Source organism: Halomonas sp. H33-56, from assembly GCF_040147035.1.
Taxonomy (GTDB): Bacteria; Pseudomonadota; Gammaproteobacteria; order Pseudomonadales; family Halomonadaceae; genus Halomonas; species Halomonas litopenaei.
Genome location: NZ_JAMSHP010000001.1, coordinates 4,613,558 through 4,633,998, shown reverse-complemented (window position 1 = coordinate 4,633,998; position 20,441 = coordinate 4,613,558). Strand labels below are relative to the sequence as shown.

18 protein-coding genes are annotated in these 20,441 nt (G+C 65.5%); 12 read left to right on the top strand and 6 right to left on the bottom strand.

The window, feature by feature from the left end; genetic code table 11:
• The first annotated feature begins 49 nt into the window (after positions 1-49).
• The 5 genes from NFH98_RS19875 to NFH98_RS19855 are packed head-to-tail and all read left to right on the top strand — an operon-like array spanning position 50 to position 5,315.
• Entirely contained in the window at positions 50-1,027 is a 978-nt protein-coding gene (locus tag NFH98_RS19875; RefSeq protein WP_222516291.1) for a TRAP transporter substrate-binding protein, read from the top strand.
• Positions 1,028-1,032: 5 nt separating this feature from the next.
• On the top strand, positions 1,033-1,533 hold the full coding sequence (locus NFH98_RS19870; RefSeq protein ID WP_261395367.1) for a TRAP transporter small permease: 501 nt from the start codon (positions 1,033-1,035) through the stop codon (positions 1,531-1,533).
• Positions 1,530-2,813: a TRAP transporter large permease gene (locus NFH98_RS19865; protein WP_108132006.1), complete on the top strand. Its 1,284-nt coding sequence runs from the start codon at positions 1,530-1,532 to the stop codon at positions 2,811-2,813. Before NFH98_RS19870 ends, NFH98_RS19865 begins: the two co-directional genes overlap by 4 nt.
• Before the next feature lie 3 nt (positions 2,814-2,816).
• The gene (locus NFH98_RS19860) at positions 2,817-3,560 is read left to right on the top strand and encodes an HpcH/HpaI aldolase/citrate lyase family protein (RefSeq protein WP_222516292.1); all 744 of its coding nucleotides are present in this window, start codon (positions 2,817-2,819) and stop codon (positions 3,558-3,560) included.
• A 36-nt stretch (positions 3,561-3,596) separates the two neighbouring features.
• Entirely contained in the window at positions 3,597-5,315 is a 1,719-nt protein-coding gene (locus NFH98_RS19855) for a thiamine pyrophosphate-binding protein (RefSeq protein WP_108132008.1), read from the top strand.
• 10 nt (positions 5,316-5,325) lie between these two features.
• Here the strand turns inward: NFH98_RS19855 and NFH98_RS19850 are convergent, their stop codons facing one another.
• The gene (locus NFH98_RS19850; protein ID WP_045992342.1) at positions 5,326-6,321 is read right to left on the bottom strand and encodes a LysR family transcriptional regulator; all 996 of its coding nucleotides are present in this window, start codon (positions 6,319-6,321) and stop codon (positions 5,326-5,328) included.
• Positions 6,322-6,959: 638 nt separating this feature from the next.
• Here NFH98_RS19850 and dctP point away from each other — a divergent pair.
• From dctP to NFH98_RS19830, 4 genes are read left to right on the top strand one after another with little or no spacing between them, the layout of a single operon-like run.
• Positions 6,960-7,973: a TRAP transporter substrate-binding protein DctP gene (dctP, locus tag NFH98_RS19845; RefSeq protein ID WP_162816416.1), complete on the top strand. Its 1,014-nt coding sequence runs from the start codon at positions 6,960-6,962 to the stop codon at positions 7,971-7,973.
• A 13-nt stretch (positions 7,974-7,986) separates the two neighbouring features.
• Entirely contained in the window at positions 7,987-8,502 is a 516-nt protein-coding gene (locus NFH98_RS19840) for a TRAP transporter small permease (protein ID WP_108132011.1), read from the top strand.
• 3 nt (positions 8,503-8,505) lie between these two features.
• Positions 8,506-9,810 (top strand): TRAP transporter large permease, encoded by a 1,305-nt coding sequence (locus NFH98_RS19835; protein ID WP_108132012.1) that lies wholly within the window; start codon positions 8,506-8,508, stop codon positions 9,808-9,810.
• Between the two features lie 11 nt (positions 9,811-9,821).
• Positions 9,822-10,493, top strand: a complete 672-nt coding sequence (locus NFH98_RS19830) for an RraA family protein (protein ID WP_108132013.1) — start codon at positions 9,822-9,824, stop codon at positions 10,491-10,493.
• A 95-nt stretch (positions 10,494-10,588) separates the two neighbouring features.
• Here the strand turns inward: NFH98_RS19830 and NFH98_RS19825 are convergent, their stop codons facing one another.
• The 4 genes from NFH98_RS19825 to NFH98_RS19810 form a co-directional block, all read right to left on the bottom strand.
• Entirely contained in the window at positions 10,589-11,650 is a 1,062-nt protein-coding gene (locus NFH98_RS19825; protein ID WP_108132014.1) for a TRAP transporter substrate-binding protein, read from the bottom strand.
• Between the two features lie 99 nt (positions 11,651-11,749).
• Entirely contained in the window at positions 11,750-13,036 is a 1,287-nt protein-coding gene (locus tag NFH98_RS19820) for a TRAP transporter large permease (protein ID WP_181248614.1), read from the bottom strand.
• Positions 13,037-13,051: 15 nt separating this feature from the next.
• Positions 13,052-13,564, bottom strand: coding sequence for a TRAP transporter small permease (locus tag NFH98_RS19815; RefSeq protein ID WP_108132015.1), 513 nt, complete (start codon positions 13,562-13,564; stop codon positions 13,052-13,054).
• A 321-nt stretch (positions 13,565-13,885) separates the two neighbouring features.
• Positions 13,886-14,974 carry a MurR/RpiR family transcriptional regulator gene (locus NFH98_RS19810; protein WP_348827290.1) on the bottom strand — a complete coding sequence of 363 codons (1,089 nt, stop codon included), beginning with the start codon at positions 14,972-14,974 and terminating at the stop codon, positions 13,886-13,888.
• Between the two features lie 196 nt (positions 14,975-15,170).
• Here NFH98_RS19810 and NFH98_RS19805 point away from each other — a divergent pair, with 196 nt between their 5' ends.
• The 3 genes from NFH98_RS19805 to NFH98_RS19795 are packed head-to-tail and all read left to right on the top strand — an operon-like array spanning position 15,171 to position 18,563.
• Positions 15,171-16,400 (top strand): diaminopropionate ammonia-lyase, encoded by a 1,230-nt coding sequence (locus NFH98_RS19805; RefSeq protein ID WP_348827289.1) that lies wholly within the window; start codon positions 15,171-15,173, stop codon positions 16,398-16,400.
• Positions 16,390-17,646, top strand: a complete 1,257-nt coding sequence (locus NFH98_RS19800) for a Zn-dependent hydrolase (protein WP_348827288.1) — start codon at positions 16,390-16,392, stop codon at positions 17,644-17,646. The genes NFH98_RS19805 and NFH98_RS19800 overlap by 11 nt, the downstream gene beginning before the upstream one ends.
• On the top strand, positions 17,643-18,563 hold the full coding sequence (locus NFH98_RS19795; protein ID WP_348827287.1) for an N-carbamoyl-D-amino-acid hydrolase: 921 nt from the start codon (positions 17,643-17,645) through the stop codon (positions 18,561-18,563). Before NFH98_RS19800 ends, NFH98_RS19795 begins: the two co-directional genes overlap by 4 nt.
• A gap of 287 nt (positions 18,564-18,850) precedes the next feature.
• On the opposite strand, the gene ahpF is transcribed toward NFH98_RS19795, so the two are convergent.
• Complete coding sequence (ahpF, locus tag NFH98_RS19790) at positions 18,851-20,407, bottom strand: alkyl hydroperoxide reductase subunit F (protein WP_348827286.1); 1,557 nt, start codon at positions 20,405-20,407, stop codon at positions 18,851-18,853.
• Positions 20,408-20,441: the final 34 nt, after the last annotated feature.

Here is a 20,441-nt window from a genome sequence, read left to right as displayed (position 1 = left end):
AGCGGTGGCGGGCCCAGATCACAATCACAACGACTCAACGGGTACCCCCATGACCTCCAGGATGCTCCCCCTGCTGGCGCTTGGCGCCTTCGCCGGTCTTTCCACCTCGGCCCAGGCCCTCGACATCAAGCTCGGCCACGTGCTGGCCCCTACCCATAGCTGGCATATCGCCGCTGAAGGCTTCGCCGACGAAGTGCGCGAGGCCACCGAGGGTCGCGTCAACTTCCAGGTCTTCCCCAGCGGCCAGCTCGGCAACGAAAAGACCATGGTCGAAGGCATGCAGATCGGCAGCGTGCCCGCCGGGGTGATCGGCTGCGGCTCCTTCCAGCCGCTGGACGCCCGCTTCGGCATCGTCGAGCTGCCCTACTCCTGGGCGGACCGCCAGGACGCCTACGCCGCCTACGACGGTGAGCTGGGCGAGGCGCTGGAAGCCATCGCCTCCGACTACAACATGAAGATCCTGTCCTGGTGGGAGAACGGCTTCCGCCACGTCACCAACAACCAGGGCCCGGTCGAGACCCCCGAGGACCTGGCCGGTCTGAAGATCCGGGTAACCCCGGACAAGATGCGACTGGATACCTTCACCGCGCTTGGCGCAAGCCCGGCTCCGCTGTCCTTCGGCGAGCTCTACTCGGCGCTGCAGCAGGGGGTGTTTGACGCCCAGGAAAACCCGCTGTCGATCATCCACTCCTCGTCCTTCTTCGAGGTCCAGGACTACGTTTCGCTGACTGGGCACGTCTGGGCACCGGCCTGCCTGACCGTCGCCAACAACGTCTGGCAGCGCCTGTCCGAGGACGACCAGGCGGCGGTCCAGCAGCTGGCCGACGCCTGGCGTGACGAACAGCGCCGGATGACCCAGGAGGACGACTCGCGCCTGGTGGCCGAGCTCGAGGCCGAAGGCATGAGCGTCAACGAGGTCGATACCACGCCGTTCAATGCCGCCGTCCAGGGCGTCTGGGCCGACTACGAAGACGTCTTCGGCAGCGACCTGATGGCGCTGGTGAAGCGCTACCGCGAAGGGCAGTGAGCGCGATGACCGTGCACGGCCTGCTGCATCCCGTGGCGCGTCTCGTCTCGCGCCTGTGCCTGGCGCTGGCCGGCATCGGCGCCGCCCTGCTGGCGGCGCTGGTCGCCTACTCGGTGTTCATGCGCTGGGTGGTGGGGGCGCCGCCCCACTGGGCCGAAGAGCTGCCCCAGCTGGTGCTGGTGTGGACCGCGCTGCTGGCCGGCGTGGCCTGCACCTACAAGCGCAGCCACCTGAGCGCCGGACTGATGCCGCTGCTGGTCGGCTCCCCTGCCATTCGCCGGCTGATCACCCGGGCCACCGACCTGCTACTGCTGGTGATGCTACTGCTGCTGGCCAAGGCCGGCTGGGACCTGGCCTGGTTGACCATGAGCCAGACCACCACGGCGCTGCAGCTACCTGCGGGGCTGGTGTATCTGTCGGTGCCGGTGTGCTGCGCCGGCATGGCGCTGGCGCAGTGTGACCATCTGCTGGCGAGCGATCCGCTGTCACAGGAGGACGCCTCATGACCCTTGGTGCCTTGACCCTGGTGGGCGTCTTCGCCCTGGCGATCCTGATCGATATTCCCATCGCCTTCGGCCTGATCCTGGCGGTGCTGTCCTATCTGCTGATGTTTGGTGCGGCGCCGATGATGGTCTCCGCCCAGCAGTTCGTAGCGGGCATGGAGAGCTTCACTCTGCTGGCCATCCCGCTGTTCGTGATGGCCGCCCAGTTGATGAATCACGCCGGACTGACCCAGCGTCTGGTGCGTCTGTGCATGGCGCTGGTGGGCGACATCCGTGGCGGCCTGGCGGTGGTCGCGGTGCTGGCCTGCATGATGTTCGGGGCACTGTCAGGCTCCGGCGTGGCCGACGTCATCGCCATCGGCAGCATGCTGCTGCCGGCGATGCAGCGCAGCGGCTATCACCGCGGCTTCAGCAGCGCCCTGGTGGGCACCGCCAGCTCCATCGGCACGGTGATCCCGCCGAGCATCGTGATGATCGTCTACGGCACCACCTCCAACACCTCGGTGGGCAAGCTGTTCATGGGCGGCGTGATCCCCGGCCTGCTGCTGACCCTGGCGCTGGTGGGGGTGGCCATCTATGTGTCACGCCGCAACGGCTGGTCCGGTGGTACCCGGCCCGAGCCCGGCGAGCGCAAGCGTGCCTTTATCGCTGCCCTGCCGGCGCTGCTGGTGCCGGTGCTGATCATCGGAGGCATTCGCTTCGGCGTCTTCACCCCCACCGAAGCCGCCGCCTCGGCCATCGTCTATGCGCTGATCGTCGGCACCCTGGTCTATCGCAGCCTGAGCCTTCGGGACATCGTCGACAGCGTCATCGCCACCGCGGAGACCTCCGGCGCCATCCTGGTCATCATCGGTGCCGCCGGCATGTTCGCCTGGGGCCTGACCTACGAACAGGTGCCCCAGGCCATCGCCACACTGATCGGCGAGATCACCGACAGCCGCTATGGCGTACTGCTGCTGCTGACCGTGGTGTTGCTGGTGCTCGGCTCCTTCATGGAAAGCATCGCCATCATCATCATCGTCACCCCCATCGTCATGCCGCTGCTGGTGCAGTACGGCATCGACCCGGTGCACTTCGGGGTGCTGCTGACGGTGAACCTGGCGATCGGCGCCAATACGCCGCCGCTGGGGGTCGACCTGATGGCCGCCTGCCGCATCGCCGGAATCAGCGTGATGGAGTCGTTGCGCTACCTGGGACTGATGCTCGGGGCGATGATCGCGGTACTGCTGCTGATCACCTTCGTGCCCGACATCGTGCTGTTCCTGCCGAACCTGATGGAGTGACCCATGGCGTCCTTGATTCCGACTCCTTTGTCCCTGACCCAGTGTCGCAGCTGGCTGTTCGTGCCGGGGCATGACCCGGCACGCCTGGATCAGGCGCTGGATAGCGGCGCCGAGGCCATCATCGTCGACCTGGAGGAGTTCACCCCGGCCGCCGATCGCCGCCAGGCCTGCGACGACTTTGTCGCCTTCGCCGAGCGCTGCCGGCAGCACCAGCGGCTGCCCATGGCGCGCATCAACCCGCTGACCCAGGGCGGCAAGGGCGAGCTGGCGGCGCTGATGCGGGCACGACCAGCGGCCATCTTCCTGCCCCAGGTCGAGTCCTCCATGGACATCGTGCTGCTGGCCCTGGCACTGGCCCGCGAAGAGCGTCGCGTCGGCCTCGAACAGGGCTGTACCGCGCTGATACCGACGCTGGAGAGCGCCGTCGGTGTGGGCGCCGCAGCGGAGATCCTCAAGGCAAGCCCAAGGGTGAGCGCGGCGCTTCTCGGCAGTGGCGATCTGTCGCGTGATCTGGGCGTTGCCGCCGACGCCGAGCCAGGCGAGCGGGCCAGCGTCCTGGCGCCCTGGCGCCAGCGCTTCGTCGACGCCTGCGCCAAGGCCGAGTGTCTGGCCATCGACGGCCCCTGGACTTGCCGAGAGGGCTTCGAGCAAGACCTCGAGTGGGCCATGGCGCGGGGCTTTCGTGCCCGCTGCGTGGTGCTGCCCGAACAGATCGCCCCGCTGCACCGCGCCCTGACAGACGCCTGAACCGTCTTTACCAACAACGATATCGAGAACCCTGACATGAGCCTGCCAGCCTCCACGCTTTCGCCAACCACGTCCCTTGCGCGCCGCAATGGCGGCCAGATCCTGATGGACCAGCTGCGCGCCCACGGCGCCCGCCGGGTCTTCCTGGTGCCGGGGGAAAGCTACCTGCCCTGCATCGACGCCCTCAACGAGCATCGGGGCGCCATCGAGCCCATCGTCTGTCGTCAGGAAAGCGGCGCCGCCTACATGGCCGAGGCCTACGGTAAGCTGACCAACGAGCCGGGCATCTGCTTCGTGACCCGTGGCCCGGGGGCCACCAACGCCTCCATCGGGGTGCATACCGCCTTTCAGGACTCGACCCCGATGATCCTGTTCATCGGCCAGGTAGGGAACGACTTCGTCGAGCGCGAGGCCTTCCAGGAGATCGACTACCGTCGCATGTTCGGCCCCATGGCCAAGTGGGTCGCCCAGATCGATGCCACCGATCGTATCCCCGAGTACATCGCCCGGGCCTATCGCGTCGCCACCAGCGGGCGTCCCGGTCCGGTGGTGCTGGCGTTGCCGGAAGACACCTTGTGGGGCGAGGCCGAGGTGGCCGACGCCCAGCCCATGGCCAAGCTGCATTCCCACCCCGGCGCGGCTCAGCTCGAGGCGCTCAAGGCGCGTCTGGCCGAGGCCGAGCGGCCCTTCCTGCTGATCGGTGGCAGCGGCTGGACGGCACAGGCTCAGGCCCAGATGGCGGCCTTCGCCGAGCGTTTCGATCTGCCGGTGGGGGTGGCCTGGCGCCGGCTCGAGTGCTTCGACCAGCGCGATCCGCGCTTTGTCGGCCACGTCGGCTTCGCCATGGACGACGCCCTGCGCGAGCGGCTTGAGCACAGCGACCTGCTGATCGCCGTCGGCACCCGCATGGGCGAGGCCACCAGCGAAGGCTACTCGTGGATCCAGTCGCCGACCCCGCGCCAGACGCTGGTGCACGTCTACCCGGATCCCGAAGAGCTGGGCCGGGTCTATCATGCCGAGCTTGCCATCAACGCCGACGTGGTGGGCTTCGCCGCCGCCCTGGACGGGCTGGCGCCGGACACCTCACCGCGTTGGGCCGACCAGACCCGCGCCGCGCGCGCCGACTACCTGGCGACGCTTGAGCCCCAGCCGGCCCCGGGGCCGCTGAGTCTCGACAAGGTCGCCGCCAGCGTCGATCGTCGCCTGGATGGCCAGGGCTGCATCAGCGTGGGGGCCGGCAACTATGCGCTGTACGCCCACCGTTACGTGCGCTTCGCCGGGCTTGGCAGCTCGCTGGCGCCGACGGTGGGCTCCATGGGCTACGGCCTGCCGGCGGCGATCTCGTTCAAGCTCGAGCACCCCGACCGCCCGGCGGTGTGCTTCGCCGGTGACGGCTGCTTCCAGATGAACCTGCAGGAGCTGGGCGTGGCGCTGCAGTACGATGTCGGCCTGGTGATCCTTCTGTTCAACAACGGCATGTGGGGTACCATCCGTGCCCACCAGGAAAACGACTTCCCCGGCCGCGAGATCGCCCTGACCTTCACCAACCCGGCCTTCACCACCCTGGTCGAGTCCTACGGCGGCCTGGGCGAGATCGTCGAGCGGGACGAGGACTTCGACGCCGCCTTCGAGCGCGCCCTGGCCTTCGCCGAGCGCGAACGCCGTCCGGCGCTGATCGAACTGCGCTACGAGGCCGACGGCATCGCCCCGGGCAAGCGGCTGAGTGCCATCCGCGAGGCTGCCCTGGCGCGTTGAACAGGCTGCCCTATGGCGTATCGTCAAAAGCGAGGGGCGCCTGGGCGGCGTCGGCCACGTCGATACCGGTGGTCAGGCGGTGCTCCATGGGCACCTTGGCCATGCTGGTGAGGAAGAACTCGATAAAGGTTGTCTCCGCCACGCTGGCGCGGCCTTCGCGGTGCCACATCAGGTGCAGGTCGATATCGGCCACGCCGTCGTAAGGCGGCAGCGGCCATAGCTCGCCGTCCGCCACCTGCCGAGCCACCAGGTGCTCCGGCAGGCAGCCGATGCCCCAGCCTGCCATGACCATGCGCTGGATCTCCTGCAGGCGACTGGACTGCCCCACCACCGGGCCCTTGAGGCCGTGCTGGGCGCGGAACACCGCCAGCGGCGACAGCACCCCGTCGAGCTGCTCGCTGCCAAAGGACACGTAGGCCTCCTGCTTGAGTTCTTCCATGGGCAGGCTGTCGCGGCCGAACAGGCGGTGGCTGCGCCCGCAGTACAGCCGATAGCGCTGGCGCGCCAGCACCTGGCTGTCGAGGTTGTCCGGGCAACTCTGGGCCAGACAGATACCCAGCGCGCTCTGGCGTTGTGACAGGGCGTGCTGCACCTCCTGACTCGACATGTCCTCGATTTCGAAGGTGATCTGCGGATAGCGACGATGGAAGGCCGCCAGCACGCTGTCGAGAAAGCGACACTGGATACCGGTGATAAAGGCCAGCGAGACGTGGCCGGCCACCTCCGGGTCCGACTCCCCCACCGAGGCCGCCAGGCGTGCCACATTGGCGTAGATATCCACCGCCTCGCGGTACACCAGTTGACCCGCCTGGGTCACCCGAAAGCGATGGCTGTCGCGCTCGATCAGCTTCTGGCCCAGCCGTTCTTCCAGCCGTTTCAGCGACAGACTCACCGCCGGCTGAGACAGGTACAGGCGCACCGCCGCCTTGCTCACGCTCTCTTCCTGCACGATGACGATAAAGGTCCGCAGCAGGTTCCAGTCCAGGGTGTCGTGAATCGGCCGCATCACCGGCTCCTTTCATTTCTGTCAGCAAGAGGCGCTCGTGGGGACGATCTGTCCTCGCCGAAGGCGCCCTGATGTTGGCCTGTGTATGGTTGGCCAAGCTGTTGTCAGAGAATACACCGTCGGCCGTTGTCGGGCATGGGTTACCTCCTGCCAGCTTCGGCCTGGTCGAGGGTAACCGGCCAGGCGAGTCGATCCCTTCTTGCTGGAAATAGTTTTTCTTCTGCTGAAAGGTGGCCGATAGGGTGTCGAAATTGTCGCCTGTGGCAATAACGACGATGGAGCTGGGCGGGCGTCTGTGCGAAAGAGGGTGTTTTATATAAGTCGTTGTATTATTTGGTTTATCAGGCGTTATTGGCGTTTTGTCTCATCATGTTTGGCGTAAAATACTTCGAGATAATAGCCCTTTAATACGAGATTTTTCACAAGATAGTGCTCTTTATTTTTCTGGTTTTTATATTTTCATTTTGTTGTATAAATTCTGTAAATTCTACATATTAAAAATCGAAAAACTCGATCGGTGCCTTTCCATTGACCCCGGTGTGTCGGCCTGACTAGATTGAAGTGGTATCGAAGATCCTTCTGCCGGACGCATCCCGCCTCGGCCACGGATGATAACAACCATAAACGCGAGGAAGACCATGAATCGCTCCCTGTCCCGACTCTCCCGCTCCATCCTGACCGTGTCCGCGCTGTCGCTGTCTGCCCTGTCACTGTCGGCGCTGTCACCCGATGCCCAGGCCACCGATCTGCGCATGCTGTCGAGCTACGACCTGACCTCGGCCTACACCCGCGAAGTCGCCCAGCGCTACATCGACAAGGTCCAGGGCGCCAGCGACGGCGAGGTCTCCATCAGCCTCAATGGCCCCGACGTGGTGCCGCCGTTCGAACAGCTGCAGCCGGTCTCGGTAGGGGTGTTCGACCTGCTCTACACCCACGGCGCCTACCACACCAACACCACCGGTGTCGGCGCGGCCATGGACGGGGTCTTCGTCGATCCTGCCAAGACCCGCGAGTCCGGCCTGTGGGACTTCATCGACAGCCACTACAACGAGCTCGGCCTGAAGCTGCTGGCGATTCCGCCGCTCGGCTCCAGCGGTTTCCAGTACGTGCTCAAGGAGCCCATCGAAGGCTCGCCGGGCCTCGAGGGACGTCGTCTGCGCGGCAGCCCCACCTACACCAACGTGACCCAGGGCCTGGGTGGCACGCCGGTGCTGATGTCCAGCGGCGACGTCTACTCCTCACTGGATCGTAACGTCATCGACGGCGCTGCCTGGGGCCTCAACGGCGTCGAGGATCTTGGCTGGCACGAGGTGGCGGGCTACTTCTCCAAGCCCACCTTCGGCCAGACCTACACCTACCTGCTGATGAACCTCGACACCTTCAATGGCCTCGACGAGCAGCAGCAGTCGGTGCTGCTGGCCCAGGGCGAGGCGCTGGAAAGCGAGATCGCCGGGGTGCTCGACGAACTGGCGGTCGAGGAATGGGCGCGCCTGCGGGAGCTCGGCATGCACGAAACCGAGTTCGCCCCGGAAGACGCCGAGCGTCTCGACGAGCTGGTGACCGAAGGCATCTGGCAGCTCGGCCTCGACAAGTCGCCGGAGGCGGTGGCCAAGATGCGCGAGATCGCCGAAAGCAACGACATGACCCCCTGATCGGATCGCTCCCATGCTGGCTACCATTGCCCGTTGGCACGATGGCCTCACGCGATTCGGCTTCTACCTCGGCGGTGCCACCCTGTGTGGCATCGTCGTGTGTTTCTGGATCGAAGTGGTGGCCCGCTACTTCTTCAACGCCCCGACCCTGTGGTCGAGCTCCATCGTCGCCTACTGTCTGTGCCTGTCGGCCAGCCTGGCCATGCCGGAACTCGCCCGGACCCGTGGGCACATCGCCATCAGCGTGCTGCAGGACAGCCTGCCCGCCGCCCGTCGACAGGGCTTCGAGCGCTTCACCTCGCTGCTGACCGCGGCGGTGTGTGCGCTGGCAGCCTGGATGCTGATCAGCGAGAGCCTTCGCCAGTTGGCCAGCGGCACCACCACCGCTATGGGGCTCGATATCCCCAAGGTGTGGGTGTCGAGCTTTATCGGCTACGGCTTTTCCAATACCGCGCTGCACTTTCTGCGGCGCGCGCTGCTGCCCGCCACCGTCGAGTGGCCCAGCGACAGTCCACGGCAGGAGGCGTAGACGATGGAGTGGTATGTCACCCTGGGCCTGGCCGTCGCCCTGCTGATGGGGCTGTTCGCCCTCGGCGTGCCGGTGTTCGTGGCCTTTCTGGCGATCAACGTGGCCGGCACCTTCTGGCTGATGGGCAGCGCCGGCTTCGGCCTGTTCGCCAACAGCGTCTATGACACCGTCACCTCGGAGACGCTGACCACCATCGCGCTGTTCGTGCTGATGGGCGAGCTGCTGTTCCGCTCGGGCTCCATCGACGTCATCTTCGACTCCCTCGACACCCTGATGGGACGCATCAAGGGCCGCTTGTACTTCTTCGTGGTGGCCCTGTCGACGCTGTTCGGCGCGCTGTCCGGCTCGGCCCTGGCGGTGACCGCCATGCTCAGCCGTTCGGCGCTACCGACGATGCAGCAGCGTGGCTACGACGACCGCCTGTCGATCGGCCTGATCCTCGGCGGCGCCGGCCTTGCACCGATCATCCCGCCGAGCCTTCTGGTGATCATCATCGGCTCCATGGTCGACGTCTCCATCGCTCGCCTTTTGATCGCAGGCATCATTCCGGGCATGCTCCTGGCCGGGTTGTTCGTGACCTACGTGGTGGTGCGCATGATGCTGGACCCGTCGCGGGCACCGGCGGTGGACGACTCGGGCGGCGGCAACTGGCGCCAGCGCGGTCGGGCGCTGGCCAACATGGCGCCGTTCTCGATCATCATCTTCTCGGTGCTGGGGCTGATGATGCTGGGGGTGGCGACGCCGTCTGAGTCCGCCGCCACCGGCGTGCTCGGGGCCATTCTGGTGGCCTTCTACTACCGCAAGTTCAGCCTCAAGATGGCCGGACAGGCGCTGCTGTCGTCGCTGTCGATCAGCGCCATGATCATCACCATCCTGGCTTGCTCCAAGCTGTTCAGTCAGCTTCTGTCCTTTACCGGGGCCACCTCCGGGCTGGTGGCCGCCGCCACCGCCATGGACCTGGACACCGGCCTGATGCTGCTGCTGTTGATGCTGATCCCGCTTATCGCCTGCATGTTCATCGACCAGATCGCCTTCATGATGGTGGTCATCCCGATCTACGCCCCGCTGGTCAAGGCCTACGGGTTCGACCCGGTGTGGTTCTGGACGCTGTTTCTGATCAACCTGGCGGTGGGCAGCCTGACCCCGCCGTTCGGCTACAACCTGTTCGCGGTCAAGGGCGGGGCACCCTCGGTGTCGATGCCGACCATCTACGCCGCCGCCTGGCCGATCGTGCTGTGCTTCCTGTTCGGCATGCTGATGCTGTACTGGGTGCCGGGACTGATCACCTGGCTGCCGAGCCTGATATAAGGAAAAACGCTGTGTACACCATCGCCGACCTGCCCGCCCCGCTGGACCCCGCCCGCCATCAGCGCCTGCTCGAGTGCGAGACCGCCACCATCGGTCACTTCCGCGAAGAGGGCTTTATCGACCCCGAGATCCGCTGCCAGCTCGACGAGGTGCGGGTGGCCGGGGTTGCCGTGACCCTGTCGCTGCCGCCGGGAGATGGCACCCTGCTCAACCACGCCATGCGCCTGTTACGTCCCGGCGATGTACTGGTGATCGATCGCCAGGGCGATCGTCGTCACGCCTGCTGGGGCGGGGTGCTGACCGAGGTCGGCTCGCGCCTGGGACTGGCCGGGGTGATCATCGACGGCACCGCCACTGACCTGGCTACCCTGCGCGCAAAGCGCTTCCCGGTGTGGAGCCGCGGCGTCTCGTCGCTGACCACCAAGCTCGCCGACCAGGGCGGTGCCATGAACCTGCCGGTCAGCGTCGGTGGAGTGGTGGTATCCGCCGGCGACGTGGTGCTGGCCGACGAGAATGGCGTGGTGGTACTGCCGCCGTCGGAGGTCGACGCGGTGATCGACCACACCCTGGAACTGCAGCGCCAGGAAGAACGCATCCTCGAGCGACTCGCCCAGGGCGAGTGCCTTCCGGACATCAGCGGAGCAAGTGCCATGGTCGAAAACCGGCTGACACCGTCGAACTGAAGTTGCAACAGTGACCAACGATCAGGCCGCTCCCCACGGGGAGCGGCCTGATCGTTTTTGGGCGCTTGGGAAATGCTATCGCGGGCGAGGCGACATCAGGGTGCGTCGGCTGCATCGATGGCGTCGAGCATGCTCGCCAGCAGGGCTTCGCCTTCACTGCCGTAGCGCTCGCTGATCACCTCGCGCACCGCTGGCTGGGCCTTGTCGATAAAGGCCTGACGGGCCTCGGGGGTGATGGCGTTGACTTCCATGCCGTCGGCCAGCTTCGGCAGGCCGTTGTCGGAGGCCTCGATGATCCGCGACATCGAGCGGCCGGCGTCCACCGCCACATCGGCGGCCCAGTCGATGACCTTCTGCTGCTCGGGGTCGAGCCCGTTGTAGAAGTCCTCGTTGATCAGCCAGATGTAGGGCGTGATCAGGTGGTTGCTGACGGTCAGGTAGGACTGCACCTCGTCGAAGTTGGCGAAGGACGTCTGCTGGATCGGGTTCATCTGGCCGTCGGCCACACCGGTCTGCAGCGCGGTATACACCTCGGACCAGGCCAGTGGCGTGGCCTCGGCCCCCAGGGCATTGATCATCGCTTCGTGGGTGGGCAGCGTCATGGTGCGAATGCGCAGTCCGTCCATGTCGTCGGTGGTCTCGATCGGACGCTGGGAGTTGGTGAACTGGAAGAAGCCGCCGCTGTCGAGCAGCCCCAGCACCTTGAGGCCGTCGGTCTCGGCTTCGAGGTCCTCGGCCAGGGCCTTGCCGAAGTCGCTGTCCAGGTCGATGACCTCGGTGGCCACCGCGATGTTGGGGAAGGCGAAGGGAATATCGAAGATGCCGATACGCGGATAGTGTTCCGCGACGCCACCGGCGGAGGAAATGGTGGACTGCACGATGCCCTGGCCGACCTGATTGATGACGTTGGCATCCTCGCCCAGCTGCCCGGCGGGGAAGATCTCGATCTGAATCTCGCCGTTGGTGGCGGTCTCCACCAGCTGCTTGAACACGGCGGTCATCGCGCCGGAGTTGCTGGCGGTGGGGTCCGGCGGATTGAGGTGGGCGATGCGCATGGTGGTCGCGGCCTGGGTCGAGGCGCTGGCGACCAGGGCGGCGGCGAGAGCGGCGCCCACCAGGGCAGTACGCGGGGCGACGGGGAGGGGCAGTCGAGACATGGTTCACTCCTTGCGTTGTTGTTGGCGCCCGCCGAGCGAGCCAGGCGCCTTGGGTGTTGCACTGCGTCGAGGACAAGCGGCGCCTGGCGCCGCAATAGATTAGCCCGCCAGTCCCAGCATGCGCGGGATGGCCAGACTGATGGGTTCCCAGTAGGCGGTGGCCAGCAGCACCAGCAGCTCGACCACGATGAAGGGCCACAGCGAGCGAGTGATCGATTCGATGCGCTCGCCGGTCACCGACGCCAGCACGAACAGGCAGGCGCCGACCGGTGGTGTCATCAGCGAGATGGTCAGCGACAGGATGATGATCATGCCTGCGTGTACCGGCTCAAGCCCGATGGTCGCGGCCAGGGGGGCGAGCACCGGCGCCAGGATGATCAACGCAGCGTTGATATCCATGAACAGGCCGATGAACAGCAGCAGGGCGACGATCATCGTGACCACCACCACGGGTGACTGCGACACCGACAGGAAGGCGTCGGCGATCAGCTGGGGGATCTGATTGAAGGTCATCCACCAGCCGAGGATCGAGGCCGAGGCGATGATCAGGAAGATGACCCCGGTGATCAGCGCGGTCCTCGCCAGCATCTCGTAGAGATCACGCCAGCCGATGTTGCGATAGCACACGCAGCCGACAAAGAGGGCGTAGAACACCGCCAGCGCAGCGGCTTCGGTGGGCGTGGTGATGCCGGTGAGGATGGCGCCGAGGATGAAGACCGGCAGGATCAGCGCCAGCAGGCTCAGGCGAAATTCCTTGAGAATACGAGCAAGGCTGGTGCCCTGTTCATCCTTGGGCAGGTTGAGGCGGCGGGCGGTGGCCGCGATCAGGCACATGCACACCAGACACAGCAGCAGCCCGGGGATGATCCCGGCGGCGAACAGCCCGGCGATCGACACTCCCATCAGCGAGCCGTAGATGATGGCCAGGGTGGATGGGGGGATGATCGGACCGATGATGGAGCCGGCCGCCGTGACGGCGCAGGCGTAGGGACCGCTGTAGCCGGCCTTCTTCATTGCCGGCACCAGGGTATTGCCGAAGGCGGCGGCGTCGGCGGTGGCCGAGCCGGTGAGCCCGGCGAACATCACCGACGCCAGCATGTTGGAGTGGGCCATGCCGCCGCGCAGCCAGCCCACCAGTGACTGGGCGAAGTTGACCAGGTTCAAGGTCAGCCCGGAACGGTTCATGATCTCGCCGGCGAGGATGAAGAACGGCATCGCCAGGAACGGGAACAGGTTCAGCCCAGAAAAGAACTTGTCAGGGACCATGGCGAGAAAACTGCCACCGCCCATGTCGACGAGTCCCAGCAGCCCGGCGACGCCGAGCACGATACCCACCGGCATGCCGATGACCAGCAGCAGAAAGAAGGCAGAGGCGACTAGCACCATGAGGGCGACTCCTGTTCAGGTGCGCTCGAGCGCCGGTTGGGGGGACGTACGCTTCATGTCCTTCAGCGCAGACAGAGCGAGCTGCAGGCACGCCACTCCGGAGGCGATGGGGAGGATCAGGTAGGGGTAACCCTTGGGAACCCCGAAGATCATGGTGGACTGACTGAAGCCGCGTTCGACGTAGGTCAGGCTGTAGAAGAACATGACCGCGAAAAAGGCGATGCCGATAAGGTCGAAGGACAGCGCAAGAACACGCTGGAGAAGCGCCGGAAGTCGGTCGAAGAGTACCAGCATGCCGACATGCTGGCGCCGACATATCCCCATGGAGATCGCCAGCAGCGCGACCCAGATCATCAGATAACGGGCCATCTCTTCGGTAAAGGTAAGGTTCCAGGGAAGGACATAGCGGGCGAGGATGCCGGTCCAGACGGTGACGACCAGAACGGCGAGCAGAATGACGCAGCAACGCTCCACCCATTGGTCCAGGGTGTGGCTCAGTCGTGCCGCCAGGTCAAGGGTTCGTGACATGGTGATTGGCTCCCGTCGTGTCTTGTGTTTGTTCTTTACATCTTTGGTGCCAGAGTCGGGTTTCTCTTGTTTTTTCAGTATATTGCTGTGTTCAATGTTTCCTTTTTCGACCCGATAAAGCTCGAGGTGATAATAAATGGTGCAAGCGGGTGTTCACCTTGGTGCAGACTGGCTTTCGCGCTTGAACCCTTGTGGTGAATGTGTCGGTTTATCAGAATATATGGTTTCTAGAAATTTTCCGTCATGAGATAAGTAGTCACTGGGTTAACGGCTTTTTGGCACATTAATGTCCCCGTATATTCATCACTACAGAAGATATTGTTACAGCCTGGAGAGCTCATCCAGGCTGTCATGAAGCGCTTCGACTTCCCTCAGGCGCTGCTGACAGGTATCGATATTCTGACGGTAAAAAATGGTGCAGATCGCCTGGATCATGCTGAGACAGGAGGCGTAGCTGTCGAAGGGTGAAGCCGAGGCCACCCGTGCTTCCAGGCGCCAGTCGCCTGCCAGGGTGGTCGGGCAGGTCGGATCGACCAGCAGCAGGGTCTTGGCTCCCTGCTGACGGCAGCAGTCGAGCAGGCTGGTTTCCTGGCCGGTGCGTCGCCTCAGCGCGATCAGTATCACCAGATCATCCGCTCCTACGTCGACCAGGTCCTCGCCGAGGGTCTGGCCTGGCCGGGGCAGCAGCTGGACATCGGGCCTGAGCAACTGCAATTGACGATGAAAGAAGCTCGCCAGCATCTGGCTGTTGCGAAACCCCGCCAGGTGTACCCGGGGCGCCTTGCCCAGGGCCGAGATGGCCTCGCCTAGCGCCGCCTGGTCCAGCTCGGCGAAGCTGCGCGCCAGGTTGTCCTGTTCCTGCGCCAGGTGCATCCCGAGTGCGCTATCCGCATCAAGCCCACCCAGTGCACCCTGGCTCCCTGACAGCGCTTGGCCCTCCGTCCCGCGTGCCGACGGCTGGCGCGAGCTGCCGCTCTGGTCAGCTCCTCCCTGGGCGGCACTTTCCAGGCCGGTACCCTGCTCAAGCGCACCGCTGTCATGGCCGGTGGCGTTCTGGCCTGTCGCACGGTTGTCGCCAGGAGCCGGTCGACGGGCCTCGGTGGCGCTGGACAGGTACAGAGGCGAGCCCCAGCGCTGGGCGTCACGCACCTGCTGTCTGGCCTCGTTGAAGTCGCGGTAGCCGAGCCGGCGAAACAGGCGTGACGCCGCCGCTCGAGAGGTACCGGCGGCCTCGGCCAGTTCTCCCGCGCTGTAGCGCGAGATGTCACCGGGAAAGTTCAGCAGCAGCTCGGCCAGTCGGCGCTCCGCCGGAGGCAGGTCCTGGTGGTGGGCGCGCAGCCTGGCTTCGAGGCTCTGTTCGTGGCTGAGGCTCTGTTCGTGGGTCATGTCGGCGTGGGTCGTGTCGGTCATGAAAGCAGTATGGCACGTGGTAAAGCGATGTGAAAATGTATTTTCAATAATTGACAAAGTGAAAATATGGTTTCAGATTGAGGTGAGATATTCAGGCCAGGTGACCTTTGCCAGGCCAGGGCCCCACCGCCCTCGGTTTGCCCGCCACCCCGCCCAGGGGCTCGACGACCGCTTCCCACCGACTCCAGGAGACCCCATGACCGCGCTGATCGAACATTCCCGCTGGCGCCACGTCGCCAACCCACGCGTGACGCCCGGTGCGCCCATCGGCGAGCGTCAGCGCGCGATCCTCCATCAGGCAGCGCTCGAGCAGGCGCGGGACGAGATACGCCGCTGGCCCGGCTACGCAGCGACCCCGCTGGTGCGCCTCGACGGCCTGGCGGCGGCGGCGGGGGTGGCGGCGATCCACTACAAGGACGAGTCGGAGCGCTTCTCGTTGAAAAGCTTCAAGGCCCTCGGCGGCGCCTACGCGGTGCTGCGGTTGATCAAGCGTCGGCTCGGCGAGCAGGTCACCAGCGAGGCGCTGATGGCCGGCGAGTATCGCGACGCGCTGGACGGTTTGACCGTGTGCTGTGCCACCGACGGCAACCATGGTCGCTCGGTGGCCTGGGGTGCTCGTCAGTTCGGCGTGCGCTGCGTGATCTATCTGCACGCCACCGTCTCCCAGGGGCGGGAGCAGGCCATCGCCGACTTCGGCGCCGAGATCCGCCGGGTCGCCGGCAACTACGACGATTCGGTCCGTCAGGCCGCCAGCGACGCGGCCGAATACGGCTGGTTCGTGGTGTCGGACACCTCGTATCCCGGCTACATGGAGGTGCCACGGGATGTGATGCAGGGCTACAGCGTGATGGTCGACGAGGCGGTGGATCAGCTCGATCAGCCGCCCACCCACTGCTTCGTCCAGGGCGGTGTGGGGGGACTCGCCGCCGCGACCCTGGCCCAGCTGTGGGAGGCCTATGGGGTGAATCGCCCGCGCGTGATCGTGGTCGAGCCGGAGCGCGCTGCCTGTCTGCTCGAGAGCGCCCGCAGCGGCGAGCCGGTGGCGGTCGATGGCGACCTCGACACCCTGATGGCGGGGCTTGCCTGTGGCGAGGTGTCGCTGCTGGCCTGGGAGGTGCTCGATGAAGGCATCGACGACTATCTGGCGGTCAGTGATGAAGCAGCTGTGGAGGCGATGAAGCTGCTAGCCGAGGGCGTTGGCGGCGATCCGGCGCTGGTCGCCGGGGAAAGCGCGGTTGCCGGTCTGGTGGGGCTGTTGCTGGCTAGTCAAGAGCCGGAGCTGGGCGCCCGGCTGGGCCTCGAAGGCAATAGCCGAGTGCTGCTGATCGGCAGTGAAGGTGCCACCGACGCCGAGGTCTATCGTGAACTGGTCGGCGCCAGTGCCGAGGACGTCATCGCACGCGGGAGGGCCAACCATGTGGAATGATCTGCGAATCGACGGCGAACGCCTGTGGCAGCGACTGAACGAACTGGGCGAGATCGGCGCGTTGGCGGGGGGCGGGGTCTGCCGCCTGGCGTTGAGCGAGGAAGATCGCCTCGGCCGTGAGCGGGTGATGGGCTGGATGCAGGAGCTCGGCCTCGAGATTCACCAGGACGCCATCGGCAATGTGTTTGGTCTGCGTCCGGGGCAGCAGCCCGGCCCACCGGTGATGACCGGGTCGCATATCGACACCGTGCGCACGGGAGGTCTCTATGACGGCAATCTTGGGGTGCTGGCCGGTCTCGAGGTGGTCCAGACCCTCAATCAGGCCGGTATCGAGACGCGCCGGCCGCTGTGCGTGGCCTTCTTTACCAATGAGGAAGGCGCGCGTTTCGCGCCGGACATGATGGGCAGCCTGGTCTATGTGGGCGGCATGCCACTGGAGCAGGCGCTGTCCACCCGCGGGATCGACGGCGAGAGCTTGGCCGATTGCCTGACGCGTATCGGTGCCGTGGGCGAGCGGCCGGTGGGCCGCCCCGAGGCGCACGCCTTTGTCGAGCTGCACGTGGAACAGGGGCCGGTGCTTGAACAGCAGGGCATCACCATCGGCGCGGTGGAGCAGGTTCAAGGCATTTCCTGGTCGGAGTATCGCTTCGACGGCTGCTCCAATCACGCCGGCACCACGCCGATGTCGCTGCGACATGACGCTGCCCATGGGGCGGTGGCCACCGCCGCCTACGTCCGGCAACGCGTCGAGCAGGCCGGCGGCCATCAGGTGGGCACCGTGGGACGCATGGCGTTCACCCCGGATCTGATCAACGTGGTCCCCTTGAGCGCCAACATGACGGTGGATCTTCGCAATACCGACGATAGCGTGCTGCGCCAGGTCGAAGAGGACGTGGAGCGCTTCGCCCGGCAGGTCGCCGAAGAGGAGGGGCTGGCGTTCGAGCGACGCTCCCTGGCCCGCTTCGAGCCAGTGGACTTCGATCCTGAAGTGGTGGGGCTGGTCGAGACCACCGCGCGCCGCCTGGGCTACAGCGTGCGTCGCATGCCCAGCGGCGCCGGCCACGACGCCCAGATGCTGGCGCGGGTCTGTCCAACGGCGATGATCTTTGTGCCGAGCGTGGGCGGCATCAGTCACAACATCGAGGAGTACACCGCGCCCGAGGATGTCGCCGCGGGAGCCAACGTGCTGCTGCAGGTGCTGCTCGAGCTGTGCCAGTCCCCTGACGTCCCGAGAGAGAATCCATGAGTCGACAAATCGTGGTAGGCGCGGCCCAGCTGGGTCCCATCGCACGCAGTGAGTCCCGTTCCCGGGTGATCGAGCGGATGCTGGCGCTGCTGCACAAGGCGCACCGGCGTGGCGTGACCCTGCTGGTGTTTCCCGAACTTGCGTTGACCACCTTCTTTCCCCGCTGGTTTTTCGACGATGCCGACGAACTCGATGGTTTCTACGAAGGCGAGATGCCGGGTGAGGCCACCAGGCCCTTGTTCGAGGCGGCTAGGCAACTGGGTATCGGCTTCTACCTGGGCTACGCCGAACGCATCGAGTCGGGTGGCCGGGTGCACCGTTACAACACCTCGATCCTGGTCGATCAGGCCGGTGAGCTGGTGGGCAAGTATCGCAAGGTGCATCTGCCGGGCCATCATGAGCACGAACCCTGGCGGCCCTTCCAGCATCTGGAGAAGCGCTACTTCGAACCTGGCGAGGACGGCTTTGGCTGCTGGGAGGCCTTCGGCGGCAAGATGGGCATGGCGCTGTGCAATGATCGCCGCTGGCCGGAGACCTACCGGGTCAGCGCGCTCAAGGGGGTCGAGCTGTTGATGCTGGGTTACAACACCCCGATCCACTATCCGCCGGTGCCGGAGCATGACCACCTGCAGGGCTTCCACAATCATCTGTGCATGCAGGCCGGGGCCTATCAGAACGGCATGTGGGTGGTGGGCGTCGCCAAGGCGGGCCGCGAAGAAGGCTGCGACCTGCTGGGGCAGAGCTGCATCATCGCCCCCACCGGCGAGATCGTCGCCATGGCCAGCACCCTGGAGGATGAGCTGATCGTCCACGAATGCGACCTGGACCGCACCCGGGAGATACGAGAGCACATCTTCAACTTCTGCCTGCACCGGCGACCGGAGTGCTACGGCGTACTGGTGGACGGCGATCAATAGACCAAAAAAAACCGCCCCGAAGGGGGGCGGCATGTGTCCTGTGTCGGGGATGCGCTGAAGTGATGTCGAGTGCAGTGGGTCGTCAGGCAAGGCGCCGCGACGAGCCGTAGTGGTTCTACGGCGAGAAGCGGCAACGCAGCATAGCGGCTCACGGCGCCGTCAGGCTTCAGCAGCCATCTCCGGATACAGGGCACCAATCACGACCTTCCTGGTCGTGGACACCGCGGCCAGGGAAGCCAGACGGTGTCTTCAGGGAACACAGCTTTGTCGTGGTCGAGGGCTCGACCTTACTGACGAATCAGGTAGTCGAAGGCGCCGAGGGCGGCGGTGGCACCTGCCCCCACGGCGATGACGATCTGCTTGTAGGGCACGGTGGTGACGTCGCCGGCGGCGAAGATGCCGGGGACCGAGGTCATGCCGTGGGCGTCGGTGACGATCTCGCCGCGTTCGGAGAGCTCGATCGGCGAGTCCTTGAGCCATTCGGTGTTGGGCACCAGGCCGATCTGCACGAACACACCTTCCAGCTCGACCTGCTTGAGCTCGCCGCTGGCGCGCTCTTCATAGCTCAGGCCGGTGACGCGGTTGCCGTCGCCGTTGATCTCGGTGGTGCGGGCACCGGAGATGATCTCGACGTTGGGCAGACTGCGCAGCTTCTTCTGCAGCACGGCGTCGGCACGCAGCTCGTCCATGAACTCGAACAGGGTCACGTGGGCGACGATGCCGGCCAGGTCGATGGCCGCCTCGACGCCGGAGTTGCCGCCGCCGATGACCGCGACGCGCTTGCCCTTGAACAGCGGGCCGTCGCAGTGCGGGCAGTAGGCCACGCCGCGGTTGCGGTACTCGGCCTCGCCGGGCACGTTCATCTCGCGCCAGCGGGCGCCGGTGGCCAGGATCAGCGTCTTGGCGCGCAGGCTGGCGCCGGAGGCGAAGCGCACCTCGTGCTCGCCGCCCGGCTCGCTTGACGGCACCAGAGCTTCTGCACGCTGCAGGTTCATGATGTCGACGTCGTACTGCTTGACGTGCTCTTCAAGCGCGGTGGCAAGCTTGGGCCCTTCGGTCTCCTGCACCGAGATGAAGTTCTCGATGGCCATGGTGTCGAGCACCTGGCCACCGAAGCGCTCGGCGGCGACGCCGGTGCGGATACCCTTGCGCGCGGCATAGATGGAGGCGGCTGCGCCGGCGGGACCGCCGCCGATGGTCAGCACGTCGAAGGACTCCTTGGCGCTGATCTTCTCGGCTTCACGCTGCTCGGCGCCGGTGTCGACCTTGGCCAGGATCTGCTCGAGGGTCATGCGGCCCTGGTCGAAGGGTTCGCCGTTGAGGTAGACACTCGGCACCGACATGATCTCGCGGGCCTCGACCTCGTCCTGGAACAGGGCGCCGTCGATGGCGTCGTGGGAGATCCGCGCATTGAGAATGGCCATCAGGTTCAGCGCCTGGACCACGTCCGGGCAGTTCTGGCAGGACAGCGAGAAGTAGGTCTCGAAGTGCATGTCCGCGTCCAGCGCCTGGATCTGTTCGATCACCTCGTCGCTGGCCTTGGGCGGATGCCCGCCGACCTGCAGAAGTGCCAGCACCAGCGAGGTGAACTCGTGGCCCATGGGGATGCCGGCGAACACCACCCCGGTGGGGGCGCCATCACGATAAAGGGCGAACGACGGTGTGCGTGCGTCCGTGCCTTCGGTGGACAGGCTGATGTGGTCGCTGAGCGCGGCGATGTCGCTGAGCAGGCCGTGGAGTTCCCTGGACTTGTCGCCGTCATCGAGGGTGGCGACAAGCTCGAAGGGGCGGGTGACACGTTCGAGATAGGCTTTCAGCTGTTGCTTGAGAGAGTCGTCCAACATGACAGCGGCAATCCTGATAAAAATCGGAAAATGG